Consider the following 11,284-nt stretch of genomic DNA (forward strand, 5'->3'; position numbering starts at 1 on the left):
GGGGCGCGGTCGTCCCCACACGCGTGGGGGTGAGCCCCAGCGCCGCAAGTACCTGGAGGAGATGTCCCGGTCGTCCCCACACGCGTGGGGGTGAGCCCTGGATTAGCTCGTGCTCATTGCCCGGGACGAAGGTCGTCCCCATACGCGTGGGGGTGAGCCCAGATCGACCGCGACAAGGTCATCGTGACGGAAGTCGTCCTCACACGCGTGGGGGTGAGCCCACCACCGTGGGCACGATCACATCCATGATCAGGTCGTCCTCACACGCGTGGGGGTGAGCCCTGCGCACCAGCTCCGACCAGACCGAAGCCGAAGTCGTCCCCACACACATGGAGGTGAGCCTTAAGGAGGTGCCGGCCGTCGCCGAGTGAGTCGTCGTTTCCGGACGGGTGGAGGTGAGCCGTGTGCCGTCTGGCTGCAGGTCGACGGCAACGAGTCGTCCCGATTGTGGACCGTTGACCGCTGTGGGCACTTCGGGGTCGTGAAGTTTGTCGGTGGTCGGGTTTACCGTTGCCGCTCGTCGGATCGAGGAGGGGTGGATGGCGGTGCGTGGTCTGGTGGATCTTCGGTTGTGGGGCAAGCGAAAAGGGCTCTCGGCTCCGTACCCGTTGGTGTGTCATTTGCTCGATGCGGGTTCTGCAGCCGGGGTGTTGTGGGACGGGTGGCTCTCGCGGGGGCTGCGCCGGTTCATCGCGCGCGGGTTGGGCGTGGATGAGTCGCGGGCGCGGGCGATGGTGGTGTGGTGGGCGGGTCTGCACGACATCGGTAAGGCGATGCCCGGGTTCCAGAGCTTGGATGCGGAGTCCTTTTCGGTGTTGTGCCTGGATTATCCGGACGGGACGGCCGAGCGGCGTAGTCACGAGTACGCCGCCCATGCGTGGTTGGCCTCGGCGCTGACCACGGGTGGGTTCAAGGCCCGGGCGGCGGGCACTGTCGCTCAGATGCTGGGTGGTCATCATGGTTGCTTCTTCGCGGTCGACCGCACGGTGTGGGCGCGTCCACTCGAGTCGGTACCTGCTCTGGGTGAGAAGGAGTGGGAGCAGCAGCGGCGGTTGATGATGGAGATGATGCACCGTTGTGCCGGTGCTCCGGATCCGGTGTCTTCGGTCGATCAGTCCACGGCCGCGGTGATCACCGGCCTGGTGGTGCTCGCGGATTGGCTGGTGTCCCAGGAACTCTTCCTCGAAAACCAGCTCACCGATCTTCCCGCCGAAGGCAGCGAGGAGGAGCTGCTCGCTTACTTCGCCCGTGTGAGGGCCAGGATCCCGGCACTGCTCGAGGCAGCGGGGTTGAGCCGGTTGTCGTTGAAACCGGGTGGCTTCGTCGATGACCACGGGTTCGCGCCGAATGCCCTGCAAGCGTCGGTGCTTTCCCGGTTGCCGGCATTGCTGGGCGGGCGAGGCGGTATGGCGGTTGTCGCGGCACCCACGGGGATCGGGAAGACCGAGACGGCGCTGTCGTTGGCGTGGTTGATGGGGGAGGCGGCGGGGGTGTCGGGGGTGGTGTTCGGGTTGCCGACGATGTCGACGGCCAACCATATGTATGGGCGGTTGGTCGAGTTCGGTCGCCGGCGTGCGGATGGTCCGGCGTCGTTGGCGTTGCTGCACAGCATGGCTTGGATGAACGACGCCTACGGTCCCTCGGTCGGGCAGCCGGTCACCGGCGACGACCATGGTGGTGATGTGTCGGTGACCGAGTGGTTGATGCAGGCCTATCGGGGGCTGCTGGCGCCGTGGGCGACCGGCACGATCGATCAGGCTCTGCTGGCCGGGGTTCGTGTGCGGTACAACATGTTCCGGCTGCTCGGGTTGGCGGGCAAGGTGTTCGTGGTCGATGAGGTCCACGCCTACGACGCCTACATGCAGCGGCTGCTGTGCGCGCTGCTGACCTGGCTGGGGCGCATCGGGGCACCGGTGGTGCTGTTGTCGGCGACCCTGCCCATCGCGGTCGGGCAGCGCTTGGTCCGCGCCTATCTCACCGGCGCCGGCCACAAGACCGGAGCCGAGCTCGAGGGCTGCCCTTATCCGGGCTGGCTGTATGCCGACGCCGAAACCGGCGCCGTGTCAACAGTTCCGGTCGACACACCTGCCAGTCGGTTGCTTATGCGGGCGCACCCGGTGAAGGTTCACCGCGGTCGGCCGCGGCGCGAGCCTGTGCTGCGTGAACTGCTGGCCGGGCTGGTCGAATCTGGGGCGGGGTGCGCGGCGATCATCTGCAACACCGTCGCAGACGCCCAAATCACCTACCAGTTCCTCAAACACTGGTGCGACACCGAGCTCGATGACGACCTGCCGCGGGTGTGGACCTTGCACGCCCGGTTCCCGGCCGACCGCCGTGACGAACTGACCGAGCAGATCGTCGACGCCTACGGCATAACCGGCACCCGGCCCTGGGGAGTCGTGGTCGCAACGCAGGTGATCGAGCAGTCCATCGACCTCGACTTCGACCTGATCATCAGCGACCTGGCACCCCTGGCACTGCTGCTGCAACGCGCCGGACGAGGCCAGCGGCACCCCCGCGAACACCGACCGCCCTGGGCGGCACCGACACGCATCGAAGTGCTGATCCCCACCGGCACAGACGGATTGATGATCCCCGGAGGCTGGCCGTTCGTCTATCCAGTTTCACTCCTGCAGCGCACCGCAGCCCTGCTCAACGAGGACCGTGTCGTCGAGATACCTACGCAGGTACAGGGATTGATGGAACAGGTGTACGACGAAGCCTTCGCCGACGGCGCCCCCAGCCCGGCCGATCTCGACCGAATCTCCGACGACCAGATCGCCCGCGCCACCGCCGATCAGGTCGCCATCCCCGCCCCAGCCGCGCTGATGGACCTCGCCCCCCTGACCCACACCGACCTGGACCCCGACACCTTCAGCACCAGACTCGGCGCTGACTGCGGCCGCGTCGTGTGCTGCTACGTCGATACCGACGGCACACGATGGCTCGACCCCGATCACACCATTCCACTACCCCTGCATCCGCCACCCGGGCGGCGGAGGCTCACCCGCGATCAGGTCAAAGCGGTGCTGTCCAAAGCCATCCCGGTACCGGGAACCTGGACCCGCGGCCTCGCTGATGACAACCATCCACCCGAAACATGGGCGGCAACGGCGATGCTGGCCCGGATCGCAGTCCTGACCACCGCCTCGGTTGGTGAACCGATGCGGTTGGGAGACAAGGAGTGCGTCCTCGATCCCGACCTCGGACTGATGGAGACCCGCCACCAATGGTCGCGAATTCGTCAGTAAGGAGGCCAATTTACACAGTTCCATGATTGACTGTGACGCGTGCGCATCGAGTGCGAGATCGACTCCTGGGCCCATGTGGGGATCCGCGGTGAGATCTGGGTGTCCGAACACCTAGCTCTCGCAGGCGTTTTGGCGTCTTGTCTGCGCTAGTCGTGGCTCTCACTGTGCTCTGAGTGCCCGGTGAGGGTTTCCCCCACGTGTGTGGGGACTTGGTGCTGTTCCCAGTCGGACGGCAAATGACACAGGGCTCACCCCCACGCGTGTGGGGTGTCCAGTGAGTCTGTCAAACCGCATCTCCCCGAGAGTGGACGACCCGTGAACCTTCGTAGTTCTGCCTGGATACCCGTGACCGGTGACGGCCGGCGCGCCACCGTGAACCTGGAAGCACTGTTCCTACGCGCGCACGAATTCGACGACATCAGCGTCGATCTCGCGCCCGCGGCCTCCGGGCTGTGGCGGATCCTGACCGTCGTCGCCGCCCGCGTCACCGGCTTGGACCGACCCGACCTGGACGCAGCGGCCTGGCTGCAGCTGCGAGACGATGTCCTCGACGACGGCGCCTTCGACGCCGAGGCCGTGCAGAAGTACTTCGGCACCCACGAGGACCGGTTCGGCCTGTTCGACGCGGCGCGGCCGTGGATGCAGGATCCGCGGCTGGCGCAGCAGTGTGGCCGGTTGACGGGGTTGAACACGGTGGTGTTCGGTCGCCCTGCGGGGAACAACCAGTCGTGGATGTCACATCATCGTGACGCCGACCCGATACCGATCCCTGCGCAAGAGGCTGTGCTGCAAGTGATTGCGCAGCTGTATCACGGTGCGCCGGGCCGCTGCACTTCCCGCACCGTCGCCACGACCACCGCCGCGGACTGCAAGACCGCACCGCTGCGTGGGTTGGTGTCGTATCACCCGGTCGGTGAGAGCGTGTTCGAGTCGCTGGTGATGTCGATCCCGCACTTGCCCTACAACCCAGACGCCGACGGTGAGGACTATGCGTTCTGGGAGCTGCCGGATCTACCCGACCCGCTGCGGCCGCCGCAGCCGAGCGCCGGGGTCGGTGGAGTGCTGGCAGGCCGGTTCGCGCACGCACTGCTGCTGGTTGGGTCTCCGGACAAGTCCATGGTGGTCGACGGGTACCGGACGTGGGGTGTGCGCCATCCGGTACCGCCCGCTCGCGATCCGTTCCTGATCTATCAGGTCAGCAAGGCCGGGCAGACCTATGCGCGGCTGGCCGATGCGGATCGGGCGTTGTGGCGCGACTTGGATGGGCTGCTGCTGGAGAACTGCGGTCTGGAAAAGAGCAACCCGCCAACGGTTTTCGCCAATGCCCATCATGTCGCGGACGTGGGGGTGCTGGAGCGGTTGCGGGTGCGGGCGTTCGCGTTCGACCAGGACCGGGCCCAGACCAGCGACCGCCAATGGTTTACCGCCTCGACCCCGCCGGTGCTGCGCCGGTTGAGCAGCCCGCAGGCCGCAGCAGGTGTCAGCGCCGCCCGGATCGCTGCCGAGACGATGGCCCGTCGGCTGGATCAGGCGCTGCGTGCGGCGTGGGTGGCGATCAACGACCCCGCCGACGGCGGCACCGATTCCGTGCCCGCCGACTCGACGAAAGCGCGCGCCACACGCCGGGAAAGCGACATCGCCGCCAGCCGCTGGCAAGCTACTGCTGCCGCCCGCTACTGGCCAGAAGCCGAACGTGAGTTCTGGCAACAGATCCGCGACAACGAATTCGACCGCCCGATGCAGCGATACCGGGGGCTGGCGCTGCGGGCGTTCGACCAGGCCACCGACACCACCGGCAACCGCCCGCGGACCCGGCGGGCGATCGAGCGTGCCCGCACCCTGCTGTTCACCACGAGGAAGAAGAAGCCATGACCCCACCATCGAGGGGAACCGTCATGTCCAAGCTCGAGTCCCGGCACCGGCTCGACGCGTCTGCCCGCAATCTCGTCGAACGGGTGGAGCGGATCAACCGCACCAGCACCGCAGAGCGTGCCGGCCTACGCCGCAGCCTGCGTTATGCCCCCGAAGACCCCCAAACCCGCCGCGCCCACCACATCGTCGCCCCCTACCTGCCCCCGGCTGAAAAGCGTGACCGGGCAACCGAACGCGCCTTCTACACGATCGCGGCGATGATCGCCGCCCAACCCCGCATCGCCCGCGATGCCGGCGACACCGACGACGGCCCCGATACCGACGAGACGACCTTGACTGAAGGGACGCAAGCCCCGACCGACCCGAGCTCAGCGGTCGCCGACTCCGCGGCCGTCGCCGATACATCAGCTGTCAACGAGACCGACGCCACCAGTGCGGGACCGACCACGCCCGTGACGTTCATCGATGTGCGGGCGCTGCTGGGCGAGAGCCTGGGGGTGTCGCTGGCCAACGCGGTGGCGAACAACCTGCTCAATGCCGATTCGGTGGCCGCGCGCCTGCAGTTGGTGTGCCGCCAACGCGTCGACGGGGTGCACCGGCAGCTGCCCCGGCTGGTGGCCCAGCTCCGGGAGAAACAGGTCCTGATCGCCTGGGAGCGGCTGCTGATCGATCTGGCCGACTGGGGCCGCGCCCGGGACCAGGTGACCAAACGGTGGCTGCAGGACTACTACCGCACCCTCGCCGAGATCGAACGCAAACGAAACAACACCACGACTTCCGAGATCGACTCCGACACTGTGAAGGACGAACGCCAATGACCACCACCCTGGCCCCAGCTCCGCGGTTCCTCGACATCCACTTGCTGCAGACCATGCCCTACAGCAACGCCAACCGCGACGACCTCGGCTCTCCGAAAACCCTCATCTTCGGTGGTACTGAACGCACCCGGATTTCGAGCCAGGCGTGGAAGCGAGTCACCCGCCACGCAGTCGAGCAGGCCACCGGCACACAGGCACTGCGAACCCGCCGCGTCGCCCCGCAGGTGAGTGCGCGCCTGCAAGCCCGCGGATGGAGCGCCGACGCCGCCGACACCGCTGGCGCGCAGATACTGCGTTCGGCGGTCACCTCCGCGAAAAAGGACGGCCTTGCGGTCGAAGCCGACGGCAGCAGCTCGGTGCTGCTGTATCTGCCGACCGATGCCCTCGACGCCCTGGCCGACCTCGCCGAGGCGCATCGCGACGCGATCGAGGGGCAGGTAGGGGTGAAGAAGCCGGTCGCGGTGCTGCCGACCGCGGAGGTGGCCGCGATCCTGACCAGCCGTAACGGCAGCATTCACCTGCTCGGGCGAATGCTTGCCGAGCTGCCCGGCGGTGACGTCGACGGCGCGGTCCAGGTCGCACACGCGTTCACCACCCACGGCACCGAACCCCAGATCGACTTCTTCACCGCCGTCGATGATGTGCCGTCCACCTCTCGCGGGAGCGGTCACATGAACAGCGCCGAGTTCTCCGCCGGCGTGTTCTACCGCTACGCCAACATCGACCTGCAAGGCCTGGAATCCAACCTCGGCGGCGACACCGCGATGGCCCGCGAACTCGTTGCCGCGTTCCTGACCGCGTTCGCCACCACCGTGCCCACCGGTAAACAGAATTCCACCGCCGCCCAGACCCTGCCCGAACTCATCCACCTCACCGTCCGCGCCGACCGCCCCGTGTCGCTGGCCGGTGCCTTCGAAGCACCCGTGCGCGCACAGACCGATGGCTGGGCCGCACCCTCGCGCGACAAGCTCGCCGACTATGCCACCCGGCTGCGTCGCATGTGGACCGGCGATGTCGTCCGGTTCGCGGGATTCACCAGCATCGATGACACCGCCTACGCCGGGATCGGTGCCCGGGTCCAGGCCGTGGACGAGTTGCTGGCGTCCGCGACCGCTGCGGCGTACCCGGAATCGGGCGCATGAGCGGACTGCTGTTGCGGCTGGCCGCGCCCCTGCAGACCTGGGGCGAACACAGCGCCTTCGCCCGCCGCGACACACAACCCTTCCCCACCCGCTCCGGGTTGATCGGACTGTTCGCCTCCGCCCACGGCATCCCCCGCACCGAACCCGACCAGCTCACACCCTTCGATGAGTTGCGGTTCACTGTCCGCATCGACCGGGCCGGGGTGATGCTGCGCGACTTCCACACCATCGGCGGCGGCCGCCAACCCCGTGACACCGTGCCCACCGCCGAAGGCAAACGCCGCGGCCCCGGCAAAGGCACCATCGTCACCAACCGCTACTACCTGTCCGACGCCGCCTTCACCATCGCGGTCGAAGGTCCCGACCAGATACTCACCGAACTGGCTGCGGCACTGAACAATCCACGCTGGCAGCCCTACCTCGGCCGCCGCTCCTGCCCACCCGAGCAGCCGATACTGCTCGGCCGCTCCGACACCCCGATCGCCGACCTGCACACCCAAATCCCGATCAACGCGCGCCGCCGCGCCAGCATCGACATCGTCACCGAAACCCTTACCGATACCGGCATCACCACCGAACTCACTGATATACCAGTCAGTTTCGAACCGCTGCGGCGCCGCTACCTCACCCGCACTGCCACCACCACAGCCGTCTCCGACATCCCCGACACGCTGTGGCAACCCAACCCGGCCGAATACCAGCAAGCCCTGTTCACCTACATGGGAGTGTCATGACCTTGTGGCTGACCCGCATCCAGCTCAACCTGCGCGACACCGCCGTACGCCGCGACCTGCGCAACGCCATCGAACTGCACCGCACCCTCATGACACTCATGCCCGACGGCCTAGGAGACACCGCCCGCCAACAGACAGGGCTGCTCTACCGCATCGACGAAACCCCCACCACCACACAACTACTCATCCAAAGCCAACACGCACCCGACCTGACCAAGCTCCCCACCAGCTACGGACAGGCCGCCACCCGCACCCTCGATCAGCTACTCGACAACCTCACAACGGGCGCCTACGTGCGGTACCGGATCATCGGCAACCCCACCAAACGCAACCCCCGCGGACACAGCGAACCCGGCAAAATCCGCGTCCTACGCGGCCCCGACGCAGACCAATGGTGGGTCCAACGCGCCCACAACTCCGGACTGACCATCAACACCCTCACCGCCACCCACCTCGACGACGTCCGAGGCACGAAAAACAAAGCCACCGCGCCGATCCGGCACGCCGCCACCCGATTCGACGGCACCGCCACCATCACCCAACCCGACCAACTCCGCCACGCCATCACCACCGGCATCGGACGCGGCAAATCCTACGGATGCGGACTCCTCAGCCTCGCCGCCAACCACTGACCACACACCAACCACCCACTCAGAAAGTGAATGAAACCTGGCCGCAGACGCTTGAACGCCCAGGTCAAGAAGTATCCGCCCCACACGCGTGGGGGTGAGTCCGGCTACGAAAAGCCGTCACACTTTGATCTGAAATCCGCCCCACACGCGTGGGGGTGAGTCCCGCCCCGCGGGTGAGGGCATGTGCGTGATCTGATCCGCCCCACACGCGTGGGGGTGAGTCCGCGATCGGCACCAAGGACAACAACACGATCTATCCGCCCCACACGCGTGGGGGTGAGTCCCGACTCGCCGCCCTCGCCCTGCTGTGCCGATAATCCGCCCCACACGCGTGGGGGTGAGTCCGGCCTCAACATCGTGGCCACGGCGGTCGGGCTATCCGCCCCACACGCGTGGGGGTGAGCCCGGGCGTATCTCAGTCGCGCTCGTCGATCCGACGTCGTCCCCACGCGCGTGGGGTGAGTCCACCGGCAGCAAGCAGTCTCGCGGCGACGCACGCGTGGGCATGAGCGCTCCGCGCTTGGTCGACACCGCGCGAGAACTCGCCGTTTGTTAGCTCGGCGTCCACGGAGACCAGTTCATTCCAGCCGCGTGGGGGTGATTCGTCGGTGGTCGTCTCCACGCCGTTGAGCCGCACTTCATTTGCATTCGCCCGACGCGCTGGAGGGTGAGTCCGAGCCCTTCCGCGTCGTGGCTCGATCAGCCAGTCCATGGGGGCAAGTTCGACATCCCGAGGCCGATCGTCGCGATCCCGATGCAACCCGATCTCGAGGCGGTCGAGCCGCAATGGCGGTCGGCGACGAGCCGTCGACAGCACGCGGCTGCGGCCAGGCGCGTTGGCCCAAAAGATCGGCGCGGTTGCCGAACGATAGCCGTGTTTGGTAACTGTTCGGCGTGGCGCGAATTGACACGCCGACGGCGGCCTGCCGGTACGCCCTAACCAGACGCAATCTCTGCAGCGCTATGCCAGCGGACGCGTGGTAGTGCTGGCGTTCAGTGTGCCGCCCTCGCCCTCGTCGGTGAACCGTACGGTGCGCCGGCGCGGGCATGCCGCCGACGGTCACCGGACATCTCACCAAAATCTCACACTTTCAACGCGAAACATCGAGAATTCACGAGACACGACCAGCGGTCCGATCGCATCCAAATATGTTCCCAACCAGTAGTTTTGGGTGGCAATGAGACACGTTCGAAGTAATGGAACCTGTGTCAAGTGGTCGCAGGTTCAAATCCTGTCAGCCCGACCAGCGCGGTCTTACCTGAACCAGTGACTGAAAAGACACTGGCAAGGGTAAGACCGGACTCATTTCCGGGGGCATTTTGCCCGTTGACCTGCTGTTCAGCGGTTGGATCTGAGGGAGACGAGCGCTTCCGCCGTCGCCCAACATTCGATCCGCTCAGCTGGCGGTGCCCGCCTCGATCGGCTGCCAGCCGCAAGCCTGTAGCCTCCGCTGTAGCTTGATGCCGGTAGGCACGGTGAGCATCGTGCAGTTCGGTGAACAGTGGTGTCTTCTCGTCCGTGGTCACGTCCGGGTCATCCAGGTAGAACCGCTCGAAGAATGTCTCGTTGAGCAGGCGACGGATCGAGTCCGTGCCGTCGTGATAGAGCTGGCGGGGGTTGGCGACCAGCCGCAGTGCGTCCCGCAGCATCTCGACGCCGAGGCTCAGTTCGGCGGTCGTGTTGGTCAGTCCCGCCTCGATACGGGCGCGCTGGATGGTGATCTCCTGGAGCTTCGCTTTGATCTTGCCCGTCGGCATCGTGTCATCGGCAAGCGCCATCACCAGGCGGTCTTCTTGCTGGTCGAGCTTCTTCAGCTGTCGCTGTAGGGCGGCGTGGTGTTCTTTGACGCTGGTGGTCTCGTCGGCGAGCGTTTCATCCAGCAGGCTGCGCAGCTCGCTCACGAAGTCACCGGGCAGGGCAAGCGAGTCGTAGTGCTCGATAATCGCCTGCTCGACCAGTTCGACGCGCAGATGCGGCAGGTCACAGAGTCCATCTTCCCGCCCGCGGCAGACGAAGTATTGGTACTTCGTTCCTCCTCGTCCGGTGACCTCGGCGAAGATCAGGCGGCTGGTGCGCTCCTTCTGGTGACATCGGTCGCAGAACAGGAAGCCTTTCAGGTAGTGATGGTGCACCCGGTCCCGCTGTCCCCGACCGCTGCGTGCTTTCATCACCTCCTGTGCTCGCTCGAACAGTTCCGGCGTGATGATCGCTTCGTGCCTGCCGGGATAAATATCGCCCTTGTAGACGACGAACCCGACGTAGTACGGGTCGCTGAGCATGTCGTGCAGCTTGCTGCCCGATACCGGCTGCTCCGGGTAGCGCTTCGTTGGTCGGGTGGTCAACCCGAGGTCCGCCATCGTTGCCTCGAGGCGTTCGATCGGGTACTTGCCCGTGGCGTACAGCTCGAACGCCTTCCGCACCAACGGTGCCCGATTCGTGTCCACCGCGATGGAGTTGACCAGCGTGCCTTCGTGATCCACCCGCACGTTCAGGTAGCCCAGGCGGGCGCGGGAGATGGTGCCGCCGAGATCAACCGCCTTGCGCCGTAGCTTCTCCTGGATGTCGAGACCCTGGATCTTGTTGGTGAAGTGGTTCATCACGTCGACCATGCCCTCGATGGCTTCGGCGTACGGTCCCTCGCCGAAGTCCTCTTTGGCGCTGATCAGGCGGATACCCATCCTCTTCAGCTGGTAGTCCACGATCGCCGCTTCGTAGCGGTTACGGAAGATCCGGGAACGCAGGGACTGCTGCACGATCGGGTGACAGGTTCGATCACGCGGCCTGACTGGCCGGTGGGGTCATGATGGTCTCGTATTCGATTGGCGTCAAACGGC

7 protein-coding genes and 2 CRISPR repeat arrays (1 of these 9 running past the window's edge) are annotated in these 11,284 nt (G+C 66.1%); of the genes, 6 read left to right on the forward strand and 1 reads right to left on the reverse strand.

Features of this window, described 5'->3' with window-relative positions; all coding sequences use genetic code 11:
* Window positions 1-403: direct repeats of the CRISPR family, unit length 29 nt; unit sequence GTCGTCCCCACACGCGTGGGGGTGAGCCC (it extends 910 nt beyond the left edge of the window).
* A 136-nt stretch (window positions 404-539) separates the two neighbouring features.
* The 6 genes from cas3 to cas6e all read left to right on the forward strand — a co-directional run bounded on the left by cas3 (window position 540) and on the right by cas6e (window position 8,449).
* Window positions 540-3,251 carry a CRISPR-associated helicase Cas3' gene (gene cas3, locus ABZV58_RS29520; protein ID WP_355003449.1) on the forward strand — a complete coding sequence of 904 codons (2,712 nt, stop codon included), beginning with the start codon at window positions 540-542 and terminating at the stop codon, window positions 3,249-3,251.
* Between the two features lie 315 nt (window positions 3,252-3,566).
* Window positions 3,567-5,123: a type I-E CRISPR-associated protein Cse1/CasA gene (gene casA / locus ABZV58_RS29525; protein WP_355003450.1), complete on the forward strand. Its 1,557-nt coding sequence runs from the start codon at window positions 3,567-3,569 to the stop codon at window positions 5,121-5,123.
* A 23-nt stretch (window positions 5,124-5,146) separates the two neighbouring features.
* The gene (gene casB / locus ABZV58_RS29530; protein WP_355003451.1) at window positions 5,147-5,941 is read left to right on the forward strand and encodes a type I-E CRISPR-associated protein Cse2/CasB; all 795 of its coding nucleotides are present in this window, start codon (window positions 5,147-5,149) and stop codon (window positions 5,939-5,941) included.
* Window positions 5,938-7,083 (forward strand): type I-E CRISPR-associated protein Cas7/Cse4/CasC, encoded by a 1,146-nt coding sequence (cas7e, locus tag ABZV58_RS29535; protein ID WP_355003452.1) that lies wholly within the window; start codon window positions 5,938-5,940, stop codon window positions 7,081-7,083. Before casB ends, cas7e begins: the two co-directional genes overlap by 4 nt.
* Complete coding sequence (gene cas5e, locus ABZV58_RS29540) at window positions 7,080-7,817, forward strand: type I-E CRISPR-associated protein Cas5/CasD (RefSeq protein ID WP_355003453.1); 738 nt, start codon at window positions 7,080-7,082, stop codon at window positions 7,815-7,817. The genes cas7e and cas5e overlap by 4 nt, the downstream gene beginning before the upstream one ends.
* Entirely contained in the window at window positions 7,814-8,449 is a 636-nt protein-coding gene (gene cas6e / locus ABZV58_RS29545) for a type I-E CRISPR-associated protein Cas6/Cse3/CasE (protein ID WP_355003454.1), read from the forward strand. The genes cas5e and cas6e overlap by 4 nt, the downstream gene beginning before the upstream one ends.
* A gap of 73 nt (window positions 8,450-8,522) precedes the next feature.
* A CRISPR array of direct repeats spans window positions 8,523-8,916; the repeat unit is 29 nt; unit sequence ATCCGCCCCACACGCGTGGGGGTGAGTCC.
* 742 nt (window positions 8,917-9,658) lie between these two features.
* On the opposite strand, the gene ABZV58_RS29550 is transcribed toward cas6e, so the two are convergent.
* The gene (locus ABZV58_RS29550; RefSeq protein WP_355003455.1) at window positions 9,659-11,203 is read right to left on the reverse strand and encodes a recombinase family protein; all 1,545 of its coding nucleotides are present in this window, start codon (window positions 11,201-11,203) and stop codon (window positions 9,659-9,661) included.
* Between the last annotated feature and the right edge of the window lie 81 nt (window positions 11,204-11,284).

Source organism: Nocardia sp. NPDC004654, assembly GCF_040609595.1.
GTDB lineage: Bacteria > Actinomycetota > Actinomycetes > Mycobacteriales > Mycobacteriaceae > Nocardia.

What these genes read in the sequence shown, in the direction of transcription:
- casB (WP_355003451.1), top strand. Translation starts at nt 5,147, where the DNA reads ATGTCCAAGCTCGAGTCCCGGCACCGGCTCGACGCGTCTGCCCGCAAT.
- cas6e (WP_355003454.1), top strand. Translation starts at nt 7,814, where the DNA reads ATGACCTTGTGGCTGACCCGCATCCAGCTCAACCTGCGCGACACCGCC.
- cas7e (WP_355003452.1), top strand. Translation starts at nt 5,938, where the DNA reads ATGACCACCACCCTGGCCCCAGCTCCGCGGTTCCTCGACATCCACTTG.
- cas5e (WP_355003453.1), top strand. Translation starts at nt 7,080, where the DNA reads ATGAGCGGACTGCTGTTGCGGCTGGCCGCGCCCCTGCAGACCTGGGGC.
- cas3 (WP_355003449.1), top strand. Translation starts at nt 540, where the DNA reads ATGGCGGTGCGTGGTCTGGTGGATCTTCGGTTGTGGGGCAAGCGAAAA.